This is a genomic window from Xenorhabdus koppenhoeferi (genome assembly GCF_900116635.1).
GTDB lineage: Bacteria > Pseudomonadota > Gammaproteobacteria > Enterobacterales > Enterobacteriaceae > Xenorhabdus > Xenorhabdus koppenhoeferi.
In genome coordinates this window covers 1-20661 of the sequence record NZ_FPBJ01000039.1, presented here as the reverse complement: position 1 = coordinate 20661, position 20661 = coordinate 1, and the positions used below count along the sequence as shown (strand labels likewise).

Sequence of the window (20661 nt, the reverse complement as noted above, 5' to 3'; positions counted from 1 at the left end):
TTACGCCAATTCATTAATTGAAATAGAGGTATTGTGCCGTGAATATTAACGCAACAATCCTCGGCCAGGCCTTCGCGTTTGTCCTGTTTGTTTTGTTCTGCATGAAGTATGTATGGCCACCAATCATGGCGGCCATTGAAAAGCGTCAGAAAGAGATTACTGACGGTTTGGCTTCAGCAGAACGTGCCAAAAAGAACCTGGACTTAGCGCAAGCCAATGCGACCGACCAACTGAAAAAAGCGAAAGCTGATGCGCAAGTTATCATTGAGCAGGCTAATAAACAAAAAGCCCAAATTATTGATGATGCTAAAGCAGAAGCAGAGCTGGAGCGTAACAAAATCTTAGTGCAAGCGAATGCTGAAATTGAAGCTGAACGCAAACGCGCTCGTGAAGAGTTACGTAAACAGGTTGCGATGCTGGCTATCGCAGGTGCCGAGAAAATTATCGAACGTTCCGTGGATGAAGCTGCTAACAGCGACATCGTTGATAAACTGGTCGCTGAACTGTAAGGAGGGAGGGGCATGTCTGAATTTGCTACGGTAGCTCGCCCCTACGCCAAAGCAGCTTTTGACTTTGCTGTAGAACACCAATCTATTGAACACTGGCAGAACATGCTGGCGTTTATTGCTGAGGTTACTCGCAATGAGCAGGTTGGTGAGCTGCTTTCCGGTTCATTGGCACCGGAAACGTTAGCCAAAACCTTTATCACCCTTTGTGGTGAGCAGGTTGATGCGCATGCTCAGAACTTTATTCGTGTAATGGCAGAAAATGGTCGCTTGCTGGTACTGCCAGAAGTCTTCCAGCAATTTATACAATTGCGTGCGTCACTTGAATCAACCATTGATGTTGAAGTGATTTCTGTGTCCGAACTAAATGAGCAGCAGCAGGCTAAAATTTCTGCGGCGATGGAAAAACGTCTGTCACGCAAAGTGAAGCTGAATTGCAAAATTGACAAGTCTGTTATTGCCGGTGTGATTATTCGCGCGGGTGATATGGTGATTGATGGCAGTATTCGTGGCCGTCTGAATCGTTTAACAGACGACTTGCAGTCTTAAGGGGACTGGAGCATATGCAACTGAATTCCACCGAAATCAGCGAACTGATCAAACAGCGTATTGCTCAGTTCAATGTCGTGAGCGAAGCTCACAATGAAGGAACGATTGTTTCCGTTAACGACGGTATCATTCGTGTCCACGGTTTAGCCGATGTCATGCAGGGTGAGATGATCTCTCTGCCTGGCAACCGTTATGCAATTGCACTGAACCTGGAGCGTGACTCTGTAGGTGCGGTTGTAATGGGTCCGTATGCTGACTTGGCCGAAGGCATGAAAGTCAAATGCACTGGCCGAATTTTGGAAGTACCTGTTGGTCGTGGTCTGCTGGGTCGTGTTGTTAACACACTGGGTGAACCAATTGATGGTAAAGGCGCTCTTGAACATGATGGCTTCTCACCTGTTGAAGTGATTGCACCGGGTGTTATCGATCGTCAATCCGTTGACCAGCCTGTTCAGACAGGTTACAAATCCGTTGATGCCATGATCCCGATCGGCCGTGGCCAGCGTGAGCTAGTAATCGGTGACCGTCAGACCGGTAAAACCGCGCTGGCTATCGATGCGATCATCAACCAGCGTAATTCTGGTATCAAATGTATCTATGTTGCTATTGGTCAGAAAGCCTCTACTATCTCTAACGTAGTTCGTAAACTGGAAGAGCACAATGCATTGGAGAACACCATCGTTGTTGTTGCGTCCGCATCAGAATCTGCGGCCCTGCAATATTTGGCACCATACTCTGGCTGTGCGATGGGTGAATACTTCCGCGATCGCGGTGAAGATGCACTGATTGTTTACGATGACCTGTCTAAGCAGGCTGTTGCGTACCGTCAGATTTCTTTGTTGCTGCGTCGTCCACCTGGACGTGAAGCATTCCCTGGTGATGTTTTCTATCTGCACTCCCGTCTTCTGGAGCGTGCAGCGCGGGTTAACTCTGAATACGTTGAAAAATTCACCAATGGTGAAGTGAAAGGCCAGACGGGTTCACTGACTGCACTGCCAATCATTGAAACTCAAGCGGGTGACGTTTCTGCGTTCGTACCAACAAACGTTATCTCAATCACTGATGGCCAGATCTTCCTAGAATCTTCTTTGTTCAACTCCGGTATCCGTCCAGCGGTTAACCCAGGGATTTCCGTATCCCGTGTAGGTGGTGCGGCTCAGACTAAGATCATCAAGAAACTGTCTGGTGGTATTCGTACCGCTCTGGCTCAGTACCGTGAACTGGCGGCATTCTCCCAGTTTGCTTCTGATCTGGATGATGCAACTCGTAAGCAATTGGATCATGGTCAGAAAGTAACTGAGCTGTTGAAACAGAAACAGTATCAGCCGATGTCTATTGCACAGCAGGCTCTGTCTCTGTTTGCTGCTGAGCGTGGTTATCTGGAAGATATCGAAATCGCGAAAGTGGTCAGTTTCGAAGCTGCTCTGTTGTCATATGCCAGCCGTGAACATTCTGATCTTCTGAAAGAGATTGACCAGTCTGGTGATTACAACACAGAGATCGAAGCGAAGCTGAAAGCTCTGTTGGAATCCTTCAAGGCGACTCAGTCCTGGTAACACTATTCGGCCCTGTTTAATTTTATTTAATTAAAATAACTCGGGCCGTCTGGTTGAATTCGGAGAAGCAGAAATGGCCGGCGCAAAAGAGATACGTACCAAAATCGCCAGTGTGCAAAACACGCAAAAAATCACTAAAGCGATGGAAATGGTCGCCGCCTCCAAAATGCGTAAAACGCAGGATCGCATGGCGGCCAGCCGTCCTTACGCAGAGACCATTCGCAGCGTGATTGGGCACCTTGCACTGGGTAATCTGGAATACAAACATCCATACCTTGAAGAGCGCGCAGTGAAGCGTGTTGGGTACGTGGTTGTTTCGACTGACCGTGGTTTATGTGGCGGTTTGAACATTAACTTGTTCAAAAAATTGCTGATAGAAATGAAAGACTGGTCTGATAAAAATGTCCAGGTTGATTTAGCGCTTGTTGGATCAAAAGCGGTTTCTTTCTTTTCTTCTGTTGGCGGTAACATTGTTACCCAAGTAACAGGGATGGGAGATAACCCATCATTGTCCGAACTGATCGGGCCAGTCCACGTCATGATGCAAGCATATGATGAAGGACGTCTGGATAAACTGTATATAGTGACAAACAAGTTCATTAATACTATGTCTCAGGTTCCGACGATTACTCAGTTATTGCCTCTGCCAGCCGGAGACGATGAAACACTGAAGAAGAAGTCCTGGGATTATCTGTATGAACCTGATCCTAAAGCGCTGTTGGATACCCTGCTGCGCCGCTATATAGAATCACAAGTTTATCAGGGCGTCGTTGAAAACCTGGCTAGTGAACAGGCCGCACGAATGGTAGCGATGAAAGCCGCGACTGATAACGGTGGCAACCTGATCAAAGAGTTGCAGTTGGTTTACAACAAGGCTCGTCAGGCCAGCATCACTCAGGAACTCACCGAAATCGTTTCGGGTGCTTCTGCGGTTTAACAGCTAGGTTTACGAATTACGTAGAGGATTCAAGATGGCTACTGGAAAGATTATCCAGGTAATCGGCGCCGTAGTGGACGTCGAATTCCCTCAGGACAGCGTACCAAAAGTATACGATGCCCTTGAGGTTAAAAACGGTGAAGAAAAACTGGTGCTGGAAGTTCAGCAGCAGTTAGGTGGTGGTATTGTGCGTTGTATTGCAATGGGTACCTCCGATGGCCTGCGCCGTAATTTGGACGTGACTGATTTAGGACACCCAATCGAAGTTCCAGTGGGTAAAGCCACACTGGGCCGTATCATGAACGTATTGGGCGATCCAATTGACATGAAAGGTGAGATTGGCGAAGAAGAGCGCTGGTCAATTCACCGTACAGCACCAACCTATGAAGAGTTGTCCAACTCTCAGGAACTGCTGGAAACCGGTATCAAAGTAATGGACTTGATCTGCCCATTTGCTAAGGGGGGTAAAGTTGGTCTGTTCGGTGGTGCGGGTGTAGGTAAAACCGTTAACATGATGGAATTGATCCGTAACATCGCGATCGAGCACTCAGGTTACTCTGTATTTGCCGGTGTTGGTGAGCGTACCCGTGAAGGTAACGACTTCTATCATGAAATGACCGATTCAAACGTACTGGATAAAGTCTCTTTGGTATATGGTCAGATGAATGAGCCACCAGGAAACCGTCTGCGTGTTGCATTGACCGGCTTGACTATGGCGGAAAAGTTCCGTGATGAAGGCCGTGACGTTCTGCTGTTCGTTGACAACATTTACCGTTATACCCTGGCAGGGACAGAAGTATCTGCACTGTTGGGTCGTATGCCATCTGCGGTAGGTTACCAGCCAACACTGGCAGAAGAGATGGGTGCTCTGCAAGAGCGCATCACCTCTACCAAAACTGGCTCTATCACCTCCGTACAGGCAGTTTACGTTCCTGCGGATGACTTGACTGACCCATCACCAGCGACAACCTTTGCTCACTTGGATGCAACCGTCGTATTGAGCCGTCAGATCGCATCTCTGGGTATCTACCCTGCGGTTGATCCACTGGATTCAACCAGCCGTCAGCTTGATCCACTAGTTGTTGGCCAGGAACACTATGATGTGGCTCGTGGTGTTCAGTCTATCCTACAGCGTTATCAGGAACTGAAAGACATCATCGCTATTCTCGGTATGGACGAACTGTCTGAAAACGACAAACTGGTTGTGGCACGTGCCCGTAAGATCCAGCGCTTCTTGTCTCAGCCATTCTTCGTTGCAGAAGTCTTCACCGGTTCACCAGGTAAATTCGTTTCTCTGAAAGACACTATCCGTGGCTTCAAAGGCATCCTGAACGGTGATTATGACCACCTGCCAGAACAGGCGTTCTATATGGTTGGTACCATCGACGAAGCTGTAGAAAAAGCGAAGGCGTTTTAATACGGCTGACGGGAGGTTGATATGGCTGCAATGACGTTCTCCCTGAACGTAGTCAGTGCTGAAAAACACATGTTTGAAGGGCTGGTACAGAAAATTCAGGTGACAGGCAGTGAGGGTGAGCTGGGGATTTATCCTCAACACACACCACTGCTTACTGCCATAAAACCGGGCATGATACGTATTGTTAAGCAGTTTGGTGAAGAAGAATTTATCTACCTGTCTGGTGGAATTCTTGAAGTTCAGCCAAACGGCGTTATCGTACTGGCCGATACAGCGATCCGTGGTAAGGATTTGGACGAAGCTAAGGTGCTTGAATCTAAGCGCAAGGCGGAAGAACATATCCGTAGATCTCACGGCGATGTTGATTATGCTCAGGCATCTGCTGAATTGTCAAAAGCGATCGCGAAACTTCGCGTTATCGAGCTGACAAAGAAATTGATGTAATCAGTACCCGATAGATTTCTAATTGCATTCAACTGAATAGCAACTTGAAAGAAGGGTAGGCAGTGAAATAAAAAGCCAGTTGGTGAAAGCTAACTGGCTTTTTTGCATTGCGAAATATGTGGCAATTTATTTCGCAAACAGGTTTACTTTCATACTTAAAATTGGAATTGTCAGGTTGCTTATGTCTATTATTTCAAACGGTGCCAACACTAAAAGTGTCGTGGTCCTTGCCGCAGGCAAGGGAACTCGCATGTATTCTGATCTTCCCAAAGTTTTGCATTTGTTGGCTGGCAAGCCAATGGTGCAGCACGTCATTGACACCGCAATGGAATTGGGTACTCAAAATGTTCATTTGGTTTATGGGCATGGCGGTGATCTGATGAAACACACACTCTCCAACCAAAATTTGAACTGGGTACTGCAAGCTGAACAGCTTGGTACTGGCCATGCCATGCAGCAGGCAGCTCCTCATTTTGCAGATGATGAAGATATTCTGATCCTTTACGGTGATGTTCCTCTGATTGCTAAAGATACTTTAGAGCGTTTGATTATGGCAAAACCAGAAGGTGGAATTGGTTTATTGACCGCTATTTTAGACAATCCAACGGGATATGGTCGTATCATCCGTGCAAATGGTGAAGTTACAAGCATTATCGAACAGAAAGATGCAACGGAAGAACAGCGTAAAATCAACGAAATCAACACGGGTATTTTGGTTGCAAATGGCGGTGATTTGAAACGTTGGTTAGCCAAGTTGAAAAACAACAACGCACAGGGAGAATATTACCTTACCGATGTTATTGCGTTAGCACATAAAGAAGGTCGTCAAATTAAGGCGGTACACCCAAGTCGTTTAAGTGAAATGGAAGGGGTTAACAATCGCCTGCAACTTTCTGCACTGGAGCGTATTTATCAGTCTGAGCAGGCTGAAAAGTTATTGCTGGCGGGTGTCATGTTATTAGATCCGGCTCGTTTTGATCTGCGTGGAACATTAGAACATGGTCGTGATGTAGTGATTGATACCAATGTGATTATTGAAGGTCATGTCACACTGGGAAATCATGTTCATATCGGTTCTGGCTGTATCCTGAAAAACTGCATTATTGGTGATGGTGCGGTAATCAACCCTTATACCATGATTGAAGATTCTGAACTTTCAACTGAGTGCACAGTGGGGCCTTTTGCCCGTTTACGCCCTGGAACTAAACTGGCGGAAAAAGTTCACGTTGGTAATTTCGTTGAAATGAAAAAAGCCTCTCTGGGTAAAGGTTCCAAAGCGGGTCATCTGACTTATCTTGGTGATTCTGAGATTGGCAATAATGTGAATATTGGTGCAGGAACCATTACCTGCAACTATGATGGTGCTAATAAATTTAAAACCATCATTGGTGATGATGTGTTTGTCGGCTCTGATACTCAGCTTGTTGCGCCTGTGACAATAGCGAAAGGGGCAACAATTGGTGCGGGAACCACTGTCACAAAAGATATTGCTGAAAATGAACTGGCACTCAGCCGCGTGAAACAAACTCATATTAAAGACTGGCAACGACCAGTTAAGAAAAAATAAATAAGATGTACCAATAAAAAAAACCAATAGATTTCAAGTTGCAGCGCGGCGGCAAGTGAATGAATCCCCAAGAGCATATAGACCTATGTGATTGGGGTGAGTGAACGAAGCCAACAAAGCCGTGGCTTGAAAGATGAAGGGGATCCCCACCTCTACAAAGCTCGGGGATCGGCAAAGCCGGAACACGATTTGCCGTAAGACAATCAGGTTGTGCGACATAAAAGGGGCGTTTAATAGCCCTGTTTTTAGGAATAAAACCCATGTGTGGAATAGTTGGTGCTTGTGCACAACGAGATATTGCAGAAATACTGATCGAAGGTCTTCGTCGCCTAGAGTACCGTGGTTATGATTCTGCGGGCATGGCTGTCGTTGACAGCGAAAACCATATGACCCGCCTGCGTGAAGTAGGTAAAGTGCAGATGCTGGCTGATGAGGCAGACAAACAGCCTGTTATTGGTGGTACGGGAATTGCACACACCCGTTGGGCAACTCACGGTGAACCAAACGAACGTAACGCCCATCCTCATGTTTCTGAACATATTGCGGTTGTGCATAATGGCATTATTGAAAACCACGAAGAACTGAGAGAAAAGTTAAAAACGCGTGGTTACGTTTTCTCTTCAGATACAGACACCGAAACCATCGCTCACCTTGTTCATTGGGAACAACAACAAGGCGGAACACTGCTGGAAGTGATTCAGCGAGTTATCCCGCAATTGCGTGGTGCTTACGGCACCGTAATTATGGATAGCCGTCATCCTGACATGCTGGTGGCTGCGCGTTCTGGTAGCCCATTGGTGATTGGTTTAGGTGTGGGGGAAAACTTCCTTGCATCTGACCAACTTGCGTTACTGCCGGTCACCCGTCGTTTTATCTATCTGGAAGAAGGTGATATTGCAGAAATCACCCGCCGCACGGTGCGCATCTTTGATGTGAACGGCGAAGCCGTTGAACGTGAGCAGATTGAATCCAACGTTCAATATGATGCAGGTGACAAAGGTGTTTATCGTCACTACATGCAAAAAGAGATTTACGAACAGCCGATGGCTATCAAAAGCACACTGGAAGGCCGTTTAAGCAACGGTCAGGTCAATCTGTCAGAACTGGGCACAAACGCAGCAGAATTGTTGGCTCAGGTTGAGCATATCCAAATCGTCGCTTGTGGTACTTCTTATAATGCAGGAATGGTTTCACGCTACTGGTTTGAATCATTGGCAGGTATTCCGTGCGATGTCGAAATTGCTTCTGAATTCCGTTACCGCAAACCTGCCCGCCGTAAAAACAGCCTGCTGATTACCTTGTCTCAGTCCGGTGAAACGGCAGATACCTTGGCTGCACTGCGTTTGTCTAAAGAACTGGGTTACCTGACTTCGTTGGCTATCTGTAACGTAGCGGGTTCCTCTCTGGTACGTGAATCAGAATTTGCTCTGATGACCAAAGCAGGCGCTGAAATCGGCGTAGCATCTACCAAAGCCTTCACGACTCAGTTAACAGTACTGCTGATGCTGGTGGCTTACATGGGATGCCTGAAAGACGCTGATACAGCATTGGAACACGATATTGTCCATGCCCTGCATGCCCTGCCAAGCCGCATTGAAAGCATGTTGTCCAAAGACAAGCTGATTGAAGCATTGGCGGAAGACTTCTCTGAAAAACATCACGCGTTGTTCCTTGGCCGTGGCGATCAATACCCGATTGCGGTTGAAGGTGCGCTGAAACTAAAAGAGATCTCCTACATTCACGCAGAAGCCTATGCTGCCGGTGAATTGAAACATGGCCCATTGGCACTGATTGATGCGGATATGCCGGTGATTATCGTTGCACCAAACAACGAACTGCTGGAAAAACTGAAATCCAACATTGAAGAAGTCCGTGCCCGTGGCGGTTTGCTGTACGTCTTCGCCGATCAGGACGCGGGTTTTACCAACAGCGAAAACATGAAGATCATCTCCCTGCCACACGTAGAAGAGTTGATCGCCCCGATCTTCTACACCGTTCCACTGCAATTGCTGTCTTACCACGTTGCATTGATCAAAGGTACAGATGTGGATCAGCCGCGTAACCTGGCGAAATCGGTGACGGTGGAATAATCGGCTAATGCACGTGTAAACCAGAACTAAATACTGTTTTAATCCGGTTATGCGTAAGCTGACCGGATTTTTTCATTTTCAGTGATATGATTTAATGTAAACGTTGCGGTACTGTAACGAACTGAAATACTTAGGAAGTACAATGTCTCCCCAAATTGAAGCACAAAATTTAAGTGAACTGCAAAGCCGACTGTGGAATATTGCTGATACCTTGCGCGGTAAGATACATGCCGATGAATTCCGTGATTACTGCTTAGGCTTTATCTTCTACAAATACCTCTCTGAAAAATTTGTTGCCTACGCGAACAAGATCCTTGCTGAAGACGGGATTAAGTACAATGAACTCTCGACAGAGCATTCGGCGTATAAGGATATCGTAGAAGCGGTAAAAGAAGATAGCATCCAGACTCTGGGTTACTTCTTGCCCCCCACTGATCTGTTCCACACTATGGCAGAACGCGTCACCAAGGATCCGAAAGGCGCTAGTATCGGTTTTATTTTGGAAGATCTGGCAACCACGCTGCGCAATATTGAACAAAGTACACTGGGGACGGATTCAGCCGATGATTTTAGCAATCTATTTGAAGATTTGGATTTAGGCTCCAGTAAACTGGGCAACACGGCAAAAGCAAAAAACGAGCTGATCGGCAAAGTGATCACTGAGCTTGACAAGCTGAGCTTTAACCTGAGTGAAGCCAGCTCCGATATCTTAGGCGATGCTTATGAATATCTGATTGGTCAATTCGCTTCTGGGGCTGGTAAAAAAGCGGGTGAGTTTTATACCCCACAGCCTGTTTCGACTTTATTGGCGAAAATCGTCACTACCTACAAGCTGAAACTGAAGAACGTTTATGACCCAACCTGCGGTTCCGGTTCACTGCTACTACGCGTAAAACGTGAAGCTTCATCGGTGAGCAAAATCTACGGTCAGGAGATGAACCGTACTACCTATAACCTGGCGCGGATGAATATGATCCTGCACGGTGTTCACTATGCGGATTTTGAAATCATTAAGGAAGATACGCTGGAATACCCGCAGCATACTCACCTGAAGTTTGATGCGATTGTCGCCAACCCGCCATTCTCGGCGAAATGGAGCGCCAGCCCGCTGTTTATGAACGACGATCGTTTTGCCCAGTACGGCAGACTGGCACCCTCCAGCAAAGCGGATATGGCGTTTGTACAGCATATGTTCTATCACCTGGAAGACGACGGCACCATGGCGGTGGTTCTGCCCCACGGTGTGTTGTTCCGTGGCGCAGCGGAAGGGCATATCCGCCAGTTTATGATTGAAAAGTTGAACTGCATTGATGCTTTGATCGGCCTCCCAGCCAATATCTTCTTCGGCACCAGCATTCCGACCTGCGTGTTGGTACTGCGTAAGTGCCGTAAGCACAATGACAGTATTCTGTTTATTGATGCCAGCAAAGACTTCGAGAAAGTGAAAACTCAGAACCGTCTGCTGCCGGAACATATCGATAAGATTGCCGATACCTATAACGACTGGAAAGCAGTTGAGAAGTACAGCCATATTGCCACACTGGAAGAGATCCGTAATAACGATTACAACCTCAATATTCCTCGCTATGTCGATACCTTTGAAGCGGAAAAGGAGATTGACCTCAATGCCGTGGCGCAGGAGATTTGCGAGCTGGAAGGGAAAGTAGTGGAGATTGATAAGATCATTTCTGGTTTCTGTAAAGAACTGAGAATTGATGCGCCGTTTGCTCTGATGGAGGGGGAATAAATGATGGTGCCGAAGTTACGGTTTTTAGGTTTTAGTGAGGAATGGGATAAAGATTTTTTTGGTAACGTTGTGACCAATAAATCATCGAAATATAATCCACTAACAGAAAAAGAAGATTTCCCCTGCTTGGAAATGGATAGTATTTCTCAAGAAGACGGGAGAATTCTAAATGTTTACTCTGCAAAACAGCAAGCAAGTATAAAAAATAAGTTTCTGTCCGGAAATGTTTTATTTGGAAAACTAAGACCATACTTAAAAAAATATATTCATACATCTTTTGATGGCGTATGTTCATCTGAGCTCTGGGTATTGAACGGGATAAAAGTTAATAACAAATTTCTTTATCATTACGTTCAAACAAATAAATTCATTAAGACAGCTAATAAATCGTCTGGCTCCAAAATGCCTCGTGCTGACTGGGGGGTTGTCTCATCCGAAATTATGACGTTTCCAAAACAGGAAGAACAAACCAAAATCGCTAATTTTCTGTCCGCTGTTGACGAAAAAATCACCCTGCTAAACAAGCAGTATGACCTGCTATGCCAGTACAAAAAAGGAATGATGCAGAAGATTTTTAGTCAGGAGTTGCGGTTTAAGGACGAAAATGAGGAAGAGTTTCCGGAGTGGGAAGAAATGGAGTTAAAAGAAATAGCTTCCAAGGTAAATACTAAAAATAGAGATAATTCAGTAAGAACAGTTCTAACTAATTCTGCCACGCAAGGCATTGTCAGCCAAGAGAGTTACTTTGAAAGAGATATTGTGACAGAGGGCAACTTAACAGGATATTACGTAGTTAATATTGGTGATTTTGTATACAACCCGAGAATATCTTCAACTGCACCAGTTGGCCCTATAAAAATGAATGAATTGATCCAAGGAATTATGTCTCCTTTGTATACGGTTTTTCGTTTTGAAAAAGGTTTATTAAAGTTTTTTCAATATTTTTTTGCAAGTTCAGTTTGGCATGATTACATGAAAAGTATCGCGAATAGTGGTGCCAGACATGACCGTATGAATATTTCAGGAGCAGATTTCTTTGGTCTTCCTGTACCTCAGCCTGTTGAGGAAGAACAAACCAAAATCGCCAACTTCCTCTCCGCAATCGACGACAAAATCACTGCTAAAAAAACGGAGCTGGACAAACTAAAAATCTGGAAGCAAGGTTTGCTACAGCAAATGTTTGTATAACTATCTCTGGTTCCGTCAATATCGGGTCTGCGCTACATCTAAATATAAGGCACTAAAAATTAATGGCAACGCAAAGCGAATACGAATTAGAAACGCAATTGGTAGAACAACTGGTTGGTATGCACTACGAGCTGGTGAATGTCACTGACGAAGCCAGTATGAAAGCCAACCTGAAAAAACAGATTGAAATTCATAACCGATTAGAAGTAGCTCCGCTTACCGATAGTGAATTTAACCGTGTTTTTCTGCACTTGACCAAAGGTAACGAGGTAATCGATCGCGCCAGAATCTTGCGAGATCGCTACCAGTTATTGAGAGATGATGGTACAGAGAGATGGCTTAGCTTTATTAATAAAGAAGAGTGGTGCCAGAACGAGTTTCAGGTTACTCGTCAGGTTAAACAATTCAATGCCGAGCAGAACAGCCGTAAAACCCGTTTTGACGTTACCTTATTGATCAACGGACTACCTTTGGTACAAATCGAGCTTAAGCGCCGTGGACTGGGGCTAAAAGAAGCGTTTAACCAGATAGACCGTTATCATCGAGATGCTTTCTGGGTCGGTAGTGGTCTGTTCCAGTATGTGCAAATTTTTATCATCAGTAACGGCGTGGATACCAAATACTACGCCAATAACCGCGCCAACCATTTCGAACAGACCTTTTTCTGGACGGATGAAAAAAACGAGCCGATTAAGTCGCTGGAGAAATTTTCCGATGCGTTCCTGAAGGTGTGTCATATCGCCAAAATGATCACCCACTACACGGTGCTGAATGAAACCCGTAAGTGCCTGATGGTGATGCGTCCGTATCAGTTTTACGCCTGTGAAGCGATGATCCATCATGTTAAAGAAAGCCTGCATGTTCAGGGAAAACTACGCAACGGTTATATCTGGCACACCACTGGTTCTGGTAAGACACTGACTTCGTTTAAGGCCAGCCAGGTCATCATGTCGATGCCGGAAGTAGATAGGGTAATTTTTGTTGTCGACCGCCGGGATCTTGATTACCAAACAGCGAAAGAGTTTAACTCCTTTGCCAAAGACAGCGTGGACACGACCAATAACACCAGTACGCTGATTAAGCATCTGAAAGCCACTTGTAGCAAGTTAACGCTGACCACCATTCAAAAGCTGAACAACGCCATAACTCACGAAGGTTATAAAGCACAGTTGGAACACCTGCGCAAAGAGCGCATAGTTTTTATCTTTGACGAATGCCACCGCAGCCAGTTTGGCGACACTCATAAAGCTATCGTTAATTTTTTTGAGAATGCCCAATTGTTCGGTTTTACCGGTACGCCGATTTTTGCCGATAACGTTAATATCACCAATGGCATCAAGCAAACTACCGAAAGTCTATTTGACGAATGTTTGCATAAATACGTTATTGTCGATGCCATCCGTGACGAAAACGTACTGCGTTTTGCCGTGGAATATGTTGGCACCTATAAGCGTAAAGAAAGTAATAATGAAATTGATATCGGCGTAGAAGATATCGATACCAAAGAGGTGATGGAAAGCGGGATTCGGCTGGGAAAAATTACCGACTATATTCTGGCGCACCACAACGCTAAAACCCGCAGCCGCGAATTTACCGCTATGTTTTGCGTCGGGTCGGTGGAAATGCTGATCGCTTACTATAAGTTGTTTAAAGAAAAACAGGCGGCGCTTATGGCCGCAGATGCGAACTATAAACCGCTGAAAGTCGCAACCATCTTTACTTATGCCGCCAACGAAGCGGATAAAAGCGATAAAGAGGCGGTGAACGGGCTATTGGATGAAGAAGATATCAGTCTTCCACAGGGTGGTAAAGTAGATGTCTCAAGTCGGGATCACCTCGACAGCTTTATCAAGGATTACAACGAACTGTATGGCACCAGCTACTCTGCCAATGACTCGCAGAGTTTTTATAATTATTACAAAGACATCGCTAAGCGCACCAAAGAGAAGGGTATTGATATCCTGCTGGTAGTGAATATGTTCCTGACCGGCTTTGATAGTCCATTATTGAACACTCTATACGTGGACAAAAATTTGCGTTTTCATGGTTTGGTGCAGGCATTTTCTCGTACCAACCGCATCCTTAATGAGAAGAAAAGCCACGGTAATATCGTCTGTTTCCGTAACCTGAAAAAAGCGACTGATGATGCTATCGCACTGTTCTCCAATAAAAATGCCTCTTCGGTTGTACTGGTAAAGTCATTTGAAGAACACCTGAGTGATTATCAGGCCTCGATTGATTATTTATTGACCTTAACCCCAACAGTCGAAAGTGTGGATAATCTACCGGATGAACATGCCCAACTGGTATTTGTTAACGCATTTCGCGATGTGCTGCGCTTGAAAAATATTCTTGAAACCTTCGCTGATTTTGATGATGTGAGTAAGTCATTGTCTGATCAAACGCTGGCTGACTACACCAGTAAATATCTCGATATTTACGACAAAGTGAAAAAGCACTCCAGTAAAGAGAAGGTATCTATTCTGGATGAGGTGGATTTTGAAGTTTCTCTGATCCATCGTGATGAAATTAACGTCGGTTATATCCTCAAATTACTTGCAAATATTCAGTCAATGTCGCCAAAAGAGCAGCAGGAACAGAAGAAAAAAGTGATGGAGATCATTGATAGCGATGTGACGTTGCGCAGTAAACGTGAACTGATCGATAACTTTATCGAACAAAATCTTCTACGTGTAGCGCACGATGAAGATATCATTCAGGTGTTTGAAACTTATGTCGAGCAGGAAAAAAACAAAGCATTAACGACACTGTGTGCTGAAGAACGTCTGGATTTCATAAAGTTAACGGAGTTGGTGAACAATTATCTGTTCACCAACGTGATGCCGCGTGAGGATGAGGTTGCTGCAACGCTGACTTGGACTCCGAAGATTCTGGAACGTAAGACAGTTCGTGCACGTGTATATGAGCGGGTGTGTAGCGTGATTGAAACCTTTATTAATGGGATTAGAGGATTCTGACTTAAAAACAATGTCGCCACCGGAAATTGTGTCGCTAAAGTTTTAATTGATGCTCAAACAGATGAGTTACTTGGTGTATGCAGCTTTACGGGTTATTCACTGGCAAAATCTCGTTTAAGTGGGGTGTTAAGCGGTTCAATGGAAAGTAGCCTTTCCGTTGTTCGTTTGGTGATGCTGGGTGTATCAGTCAAGCATCAAAAGAAGGAATATGGTCATATTTTCATGCGGGAATTTTTAGAGCACGCCATCAAAGTTCATCATGTGATGCCGATTAAGGGAATATTTTTGGATGCCGATCCTGTTGCGTTTTACACACTTCTTGGATTTGTCGAGCTGGGAATGCCTGTATCCAATGGAACAACGCCCATGTTTTTAAAGATTCAGGATTTATTGGCAGCCGTAAAGTAACTTTATGGAAAAACCAGCTGGTCATTTAGTGAGATGATCATAATATTATGTGAATCTAAATTTATAGAGATTTAACCATGAGTGAATATCAATATTATCATTTTAAACGACTTGATGGTGTGTTGTCTGCGAAGCAAAAAGCCGAGCTGAGGACTATCTCCAGCCGGGCTGAAATCAGTTCAAGTCATTTTACTGTTCATTATAACTACAGTGATTTAAAGGCTGAACCTGCTGAATTAATGGCACAGTACTTTGATGTTGGGTTCTATTATGCAGATTGGGGACAGGTTATTTGCTATCTGAAAGTGCCACCAGATACGATCCCTTTGGCATTTATGAACATTGAGGATGGAGATTCCGTGCTCTGCGAGAAAGGGAAAAACTATCTGCTATTCATCTTTTCCGTAGAAGAAAATGATTATTATATGGACGACGACGATGCAAAAGATTATTTAGATCATTTAGTTGAGTTACGTTCTGAGCTGATGGAAGGAGATTATCGCCTGTTATATCTGCCTTGGCTGAAAAGCGCATTTGATGGTGATGAGACGTTGGATGAGCTGCCTCTGATTAATTTCAATTTTAAACAATTATCCGAAGCTCAATCTGCCTTTACAGAATTATTCGGTATCCCTCCAGAAGCGTGTAATGCCCTGGATAAATTGCTTAAATCATCACAGGCACATACCGCAAAGGTTACAAATCTGACCGCAGAAGAACAAATTAACAGTCTGTCTGACTCAGATAAGGATTTGCTATTGAAATCTTTGTTTGAGCAAGGGCAACTCACGGCTAATCAGGCTCGCTCATTGATTTATCAGCCATTAACTCACAATGATTATAAATATTGGCTGAGTCCTTTGTCACTTAATGCTTATTGGCAGTCTGCGAATGAAGAAATAGCTCGTGAACGTCTATTAGCTGAAGAACAAAGACGTGAACAAGAGTGGCTTGCAGCAATTAAGCGGCTCAATGCTGTCTTTTCCTCAAGAGAAGTTCACTGGGAAAATGCGAAGAAATACAGTGAGCAAGGTCATGCAAGTGCCTATGATAAAGCAGCCAGAGAAATGAAAGATCTGTATGATGCTTACCGCGTGAATAACGCACTGGCAGAATTTATTCCACGCTATCAGATATTTGCTAAGCATATAGAAAGAAGAAAAACACTGGTACAACGATTGGACTTCCTAAATCAGGAAATAGGTAAATATCAAGATAGTATTTGATCTTATCAGTAGAGGTATGGTACCCCCATACCTAGTACACTAAAGCAAAGCGCCGGATAATAAATTGCTTTGGTTTTGCGGGCTGCAACTTGAAGTTTATAGGGTGTAAACAATAAAATAAAACTAATTAACCGCCAAATCAATCGCTAACGCTATAAATATTAACCCTGGATATATACCCAATGGATTTCAAGTTGCATCGCGGCGGCAAGAGAGTGAATCCCCGGGAGCATAGATAACTATGTGACCGGGGTGAATAAACGCAGCCAACAAAGAGGCAACTTGAAAGACGAAGGGTATAATAGCTGGAGTGGTATTGGTGTTGTATTTCCATTTTTAGCAGTGAATTTAGGCAGAAAAGCCAAAAAGAAAATAATTATTTTTGGATTTGATAAGTTCATCATTAATCCTTTTTTTATGATCTTATTTTTATTGTTGTAATTATTACTTTCACTTTCAAGACTAACATATTTCGCTTTGAACGCACCCCAAGCCAGATAATTTAAATAAAACACGCCCAATACTATGATACTTTATAATGCTACAGGATTTGCCCGTAATTTTGCTAAAATACCTAATGAAACTAAAATCGTATTATAGTGATACTCCCCCAACATAAAAGCAAATGGTTACTCCTGAAAATAAAAAATAACATAACATATTACACAGAATACTATTCTGATTAAAAACACCTTTTTTCGGGAGAGATAACATGAATAATCATTATGATGTTTTGATCATAGGCGCTGGCATTTCTGGCATTGGTATGGCCTGTCATTTGGCAAGAGAGTGTCCTGATAAAAAATTCGGGATCTTAGAGCGTCGCAATACGACAGGGGGAACGTGGGATTTATTCCGTTATCCGGGAATTCGTTCTGATTCAGATATGATGAGCTATGGTTATAAATTCCGCCCTTGGACAGAAACCAGTATTTTTGCAGATGGCCCTTCAATTAAAAATTATATCCATGACATGGCAGAACAGTATGACATTAAAAACAAAATCCAGTTTGGGCTTAAAATCACTCAAACTGACTGGTCAAATCAAACTTCCCAATGGGTTGTTACTGCAATTGATGAAACCAGTGGGGAAACCCGGCAATTTACCTGTCATTTCCTTATTTCAGCAACAGGTTATTACAACTACGATACACCTTATTCACCTCAGCTTCCTGGTCTTGACGATTTTAAAGGCTCTGTCATTCATCCTCAACATTGGCCTGAGGAATTGGATTACAAAGGAAAGCGAGTCGTTGTGATTGGAAGCGGCGCAACCGCAGTCACCTTGTTGCCTGCAATGGCTGATGAGACTAAACATATCACCATGCTACAGCGTTCACCCAGTTATATTTTTTCAATACCGGGAAGAGATAAGATTGCAGAGTTGCTAAAAGGTATTATTCCACAACGCTGGATTTACTCGTTGAGCAGGAATAGAAATATACTATTTTTCAGAATGTTATATAAAATAAGCCGACGTTTCCCTAACCAGTTGAAATCTTTTTTGCTGGGGCGTGCAAGAAGGAAAGTTGGCCCTGATTTTGATATGAAACACCTTACGCCAAAGTACATGCCGTGGGATGAAAGGTTATGTTTTGTCCCGGACAGTAACTTTTTTAAGGTATTGAGCGAAGGTAAAGCGAATATTGTGACTGATCAGATTAAACAGATCACAGAAAACAGTATATTGTTACAGTCCGGAAAGGAATTACCTGCCGATATCATCGTAACTGCTACAGGATTGCAAATGAATCTAATGGGGGGAATTCAACTTTCCATTGATGGTCAAAAACAACAGGCTCAGACCCGTATGTGCTACAAAGCGACACTGATACAGGATATCCCTAATTTCGCTTATCTGTTTGGCTATATCAATAATGCCTGGACACTGAAAGTTGATTTGTCAGCAGATTATCTTTGCCGTTTATTAAATGAAATGGATCGCCGTAATGCTACCGTTGTGACAGCACAAGCTCAATCAGGTGAAGTATTGATGGATGAAAATATTTTTGGTGCCCTGCAATCCAGTTATGTGAAACGTAGTGAACAACACATTCCACGTCAGGGACGCAGCCCCAATTGGTATGTATCCCATGATTATAAACAGGATAAAGAGATACTGGGGCAGCCAGTAGATGATGTTGCATTACGGTGGAGGTAATTTTTAAAGAAACGGAATTTATTGGAAGCGACGAAGTTATGAATAAGCTGAAATATCAGAGGAGTTAGCCCGTCATCATAACGGGCTATTTATTATTATATACCTGTCGTTTTTCAAGTTTCCGCTTTGTTGGTTACATTCGCCCATCCCGGCCGTTGTCAGGGTTTAAAATGCCTGTGCTATGGTTCATAAATATGCTTGCACCTTTCGCTATATTTTGTCAGTTTTAATGCTGTCAGTGTGTCTGACGAACATTTTTTTTCAAGGCAGGGTAAACATAATGAAAAGTGTAGGTTTTATCGGCTGGCGTGGTATGGTCGGCTCAGTATTGATGCAACGGATGCTGGAAGAGCGGGATTTTGATGAAATAAATCCGGTTTTTTTCACGACTTCCCAACACGGGCTTCCTGCCCCGCAGTTTGCAATAAGTAGCGCAGGTAAATCGGGTGTCTTACAGGATGCTTTTGATATTGAGGCGTTGGGTGCGTTGGATATTATTATTAGCTGTCAGGGCGGGGATTATACCAATGAAATTTACTCCAAACTGAAAGCAACGGGCTGGCAGGGGTATTGGATTGATGCGGCTTCTGCCCTGCGCATGAATGATGATGCTGTCATTATTCTCGATCCGGTTAACCATCAACATATTCAAAACAGCCTGAATGAAGGTATCAAAACCTTTGTGGGTGGTAACTGTACCGTTAGCCTGATGCTGATGTCATTGGGTGGCCTGTTTGCCAATGATTTGATTGAATGGGCATCGGTATCAAGTTATCAGGCAGCTTCTGGTGGCGGTGCACGTCATATGCGGGAACTGCTGGTACAAATGGGAATGCTGCATAATCAGGTAGCTGAAGAGTTGCAGAACCCGGCTTCCGCGATTCTGGATATTGAAAAACGGGTCACCAATTTTACCCGCAGCGGTGCATTGCCAACGGATCAATTTGGTGTTCCTTTGGCGGGGAGTCTGATTCCGTGGATTGATAAGCAACTGGGCAATGGTCAGAGCCGCGAGGAGTGGAAAGGTCAGACTGAAACCAACAAGATTTTGAACACTGGCAATAATGTGATTTCGATTGATGGTCTGTGTGTCCGCATTGGTGCTTTGCGCTGCCATAGTCAGGCATTTACCCTGAAATTGAAAAAAGATATCCCGATCCATGAAATTGAAACATTGCTGGCTTCCCATAATGATTGGGTTCGCGTAATCCCGAATGATCGTGAGCTGACAATGCGTGAGCTGACCCCCGCTGCAGTGACGGGCACATTGAGTACGCCGGTTGGTCGTTTGCGTAAACTGAATATGGGGCCGGAATACCTATCAGCTTTCACCGTTGGTGATCAGCTTCTATGGGGAGCAGCAGAGCCTCTGCGCCGTATGTTGCGTATTTTGTTGTAGAAATTGTTTGATATGGGTGAGCAACGCAACGATAAACTAGGATATCAATGAGCTTATCGTTATCATTCGTGCACCATTCTCTTGGAAGATGGTGCACGTTCTTATGAGCTTATAAATATAGATGTTTATATAATTATGAATATTACTAATTATATTATTTATAATAATTACATAACAATATAGTATTATCTGCTGGTTATGCTACGTCATGTACAGAAAATAATTTTTTTATACCTTTATAACATTTTCTAGAAATGATTTGGCATTATTTTTATTAGAGAATTCACCATTCACTTTGTCGGAGTTTGAGTACTCGACTAAAATATAAAATTTTTCGAAATCAATATCATATGGTAGCTTGCTTTTATCAAATTCATTTAAATAAATTAGTGCCTTGGATTCGCCTAATAAGTGCAATTTCTAAGAAAGGCGGTCAGTTGCTATAGTAGGCATCTTTCTCGCCAAAGGAAAATGCGCTATGGCCTATA

16 protein-coding genes are annotated in these 20661 nt (G+C 43.9%); 15 read left to right on the top strand and 1 reads right to left on the bottom strand.

All coding sequences use genetic code 11. The features are described 5' to 3' along the window. The first annotated feature begins 38 nt into the window (after nucleotides 1–38). The 13 genes from atpF to BM329_RS11815 all read left to right on the top strand — a co-directional run bounded on the left by atpF (nucleotide 39) and on the right by BM329_RS11815 (nucleotide 16613). Nucleotides 39–509: a F0F1 ATP synthase subunit B gene (atpF, locus tag BM329_RS11880; RefSeq protein ID WP_010846129.1), complete on the top strand. Its 471-nt coding sequence runs from the start codon at nucleotides 39–41 to the stop codon at nucleotides 507–509. Nucleotides 510–521: 12 nt separating this feature from the next. Continuing rightward, nucleotides 522–1055, top strand: coding sequence for a F0F1 ATP synthase subunit delta (gene atpH, locus BM329_RS11875; RefSeq protein WP_092553372.1), 534 nt, complete (start codon nucleotides 522–524; stop codon nucleotides 1053–1055). 14 nt (nucleotides 1056–1069) lie between these two features. Further along, nucleotides 1070–2611, top strand: coding sequence for a F0F1 ATP synthase subunit alpha (atpA, locus tag BM329_RS11870; RefSeq protein ID WP_092553369.1), 1542 nt, complete (start codon nucleotides 1070–1072; stop codon nucleotides 2609–2611). A gap of 73 nt (nucleotides 2612–2684) precedes the next feature. After that, nucleotides 2685–3548 carry a F0F1 ATP synthase subunit gamma gene (gene atpG, locus BM329_RS11865; protein ID WP_092553366.1) on the top strand — a complete coding sequence of 288 codons (864 nt, stop codon included), beginning with the start codon at nucleotides 2685–2687 and terminating at the stop codon, nucleotides 3546–3548. A gap of 34 nt (nucleotides 3549–3582) precedes the next feature. After that, entirely contained in the window at nucleotides 3583–4965 is a 1383-nt protein-coding gene (gene atpD / locus BM329_RS11860) for a F0F1 ATP synthase subunit beta (RefSeq protein ID WP_092553363.1), read from the top strand. Between the two features lie 21 nt (nucleotides 4966–4986). Next, nucleotides 4987–5409, top strand: a complete 423-nt coding sequence (locus BM329_RS11855) for a F0F1 ATP synthase subunit epsilon (RefSeq protein WP_092553360.1) — start codon at nucleotides 4987–4989, stop codon at nucleotides 5407–5409. A 181-nt stretch (nucleotides 5410–5590) separates the two neighbouring features. After that, nucleotides 5591–6976 (top strand): bifunctional UDP-N-acetylglucosamine diphosphorylase/glucosamine-1-phosphate N-acetyltransferase GlmU, encoded by a 1386-nt coding sequence (gene glmU, locus BM329_RS11850; RefSeq protein WP_422643839.1) that lies wholly within the window; start codon nucleotides 5591–5593, stop codon nucleotides 6974–6976. A gap of 260 nt (nucleotides 6977–7236) precedes the next feature. Further along, entirely contained in the window at nucleotides 7237–9066 is a 1830-nt protein-coding gene (gene glmS, locus BM329_RS11840) for a glutamine--fructose-6-phosphate transaminase (isomerizing) (RefSeq protein ID WP_092553353.1), read from the top strand. A 142-nt stretch (nucleotides 9067–9208) separates the two neighbouring features. Continuing rightward, nucleotides 9209–10813 (top strand): type I restriction-modification system subunit M, encoded by a 1605-nt coding sequence (locus BM329_RS11835; protein ID WP_092553350.1) that lies wholly within the window; start codon nucleotides 9209–9211, stop codon nucleotides 10811–10813. Further along, complete coding sequence (locus tag BM329_RS11830; RefSeq protein WP_092553347.1) at nucleotides 10814–12001, top strand: restriction endonuclease subunit S; 1188 nt, start codon at nucleotides 10814–10816, stop codon at nucleotides 11999–12001. Between the two features lie 62 nt (nucleotides 12002–12063). Then, nucleotides 12064–14979 carry a type I restriction endonuclease subunit R gene (locus tag BM329_RS11825; RefSeq protein ID WP_092553344.1) on the top strand — a complete coding sequence of 972 codons (2916 nt, stop codon included), beginning with the start codon at nucleotides 12064–12066 and terminating at the stop codon, nucleotides 14977–14979. 138 nt (nucleotides 14980–15117) lie between these two features. Then, the gene (locus tag BM329_RS11820; RefSeq protein ID WP_245759074.1) at nucleotides 15118–15387 is read left to right on the top strand and encodes a hypothetical protein; all 270 of its coding nucleotides are present in this window, start codon (nucleotides 15118–15120) and stop codon (nucleotides 15385–15387) included. A 77-nt stretch (nucleotides 15388–15464) separates the two neighbouring features. Beyond that, nucleotides 15465–16613, top strand: coding sequence for a hypothetical protein (locus BM329_RS11815; RefSeq protein ID WP_092553337.1), 1149 nt, complete (start codon nucleotides 15465–15467; stop codon nucleotides 16611–16613). A gap of 239 nt (nucleotides 16614–16852) precedes the next feature. Here BM329_RS11815 and BM329_RS15335 read toward each other — a convergent pair whose 3' ends face one another. After that, a complete protein-coding gene (locus BM329_RS15335) occupies nucleotides 16853–17128 on the bottom strand; it encodes a LysE family transporter (protein WP_177216258.1) in 276 nt (91 codons plus the stop codon). Between the two features lie 197 nt (nucleotides 17129–17325). Here BM329_RS15335 and BM329_RS11800 point away from each other — a divergent pair, with 197 nt between their 5' ends. Both BM329_RS11800 and asd read left to right on the top strand, forming a co-directional pair. Continuing rightward, entirely contained in the window at nucleotides 17326–18774 is a 1449-nt protein-coding gene (locus BM329_RS11800) for a flavin-containing monooxygenase (RefSeq protein WP_092553328.1), read from the top strand. 280 nt (nucleotides 18775–19054) lie between these two features. Continuing rightward, complete coding sequence (gene asd, locus BM329_RS11795) at nucleotides 19055–20173, top strand: aspartate-semialdehyde dehydrogenase (RefSeq protein ID WP_092553325.1); 1119 nt, start codon at nucleotides 19055–19057, stop codon at nucleotides 20171–20173. The last annotated feature ends 488 nt before the right edge of the window (nucleotides 20174–20661 follow it).

Excerpts from the sequence above, each read along its gene's own strand:
- atpA (WP_092553369.1), top strand. The coding sequence starts at position 1,070 with ATGCAACTGAATTCCACCGAAATCAGCGAACTGATCAAACAGCGTATT.
- atpH (WP_092553372.1), top strand. The coding sequence starts at position 522 with ATGTCTGAATTTGCTACGGTAGCTCGCCCCTACGCCAAAGCAGCTTTT.
- glmS (WP_092553353.1), top strand. The coding sequence starts at position 7,237 with ATGTGTGGAATAGTTGGTGCTTGTGCACAACGAGATATTGCAGAAATA.
- BM329_RS11825 (WP_092553344.1), top strand. The coding sequence starts at position 12,064 with ATGGCAACGCAAAGCGAATACGAATTAGAAACGCAATTGGTAGAACAA.
- BM329_RS11815 (WP_092553337.1), top strand. The coding sequence starts at position 15,465 with ATGAGTGAATATCAATATTATCATTTTAAACGACTTGATGGTGTGTTG.
- BM329_RS11820 (WP_245759074.1), top strand. The coding sequence starts at position 15,118 with ATGGAAAGTAGCCTTTCCGTTGTTCGTTTGGTGATGCTGGGTGTATCA.
- BM329_RS11855 (WP_092553360.1), top strand. The coding sequence starts at position 4,987 with ATGGCTGCAATGACGTTCTCCCTGAACGTAGTCAGTGCTGAAAAACAC.
- atpD (WP_092553363.1), top strand. The coding sequence starts at position 3,583 with ATGGCTACTGGAAAGATTATCCAGGTAATCGGCGCCGTAGTGGACGTC.
- atpG (WP_092553366.1), top strand. The coding sequence starts at position 2,685 with ATGGCCGGCGCAAAAGAGATACGTACCAAAATCGCCAGTGTGCAAAAC.
- BM329_RS11835 (WP_092553350.1), top strand. The coding sequence starts at position 9,209 with ATGTCTCCCCAAATTGAAGCACAAAATTTAAGTGAACTGCAAAGCCGA.
- BM329_RS11830 (WP_092553347.1), top strand. The coding sequence starts at position 10,814 with ATGATGGTGCCGAAGTTACGGTTTTTAGGTTTTAGTGAGGAATGGGAT.
- asd (WP_092553325.1), top strand. The coding sequence starts at position 19,055 with ATGAAAAGTGTAGGTTTTATCGGCTGGCGTGGTATGGTCGGCTCAGTA.
- glmU (WP_422643839.1), top strand. The coding sequence starts at position 5,591 with ATGTCTATTATTTCAAACGGTGCCAACACTAAAAGTGTCGTGGTCCTT.
- BM329_RS11800 (WP_092553328.1), top strand. The coding sequence starts at position 17,326 with ATGAATAATCATTATGATGTTTTGATCATAGGCGCTGGCATTTCTGGC.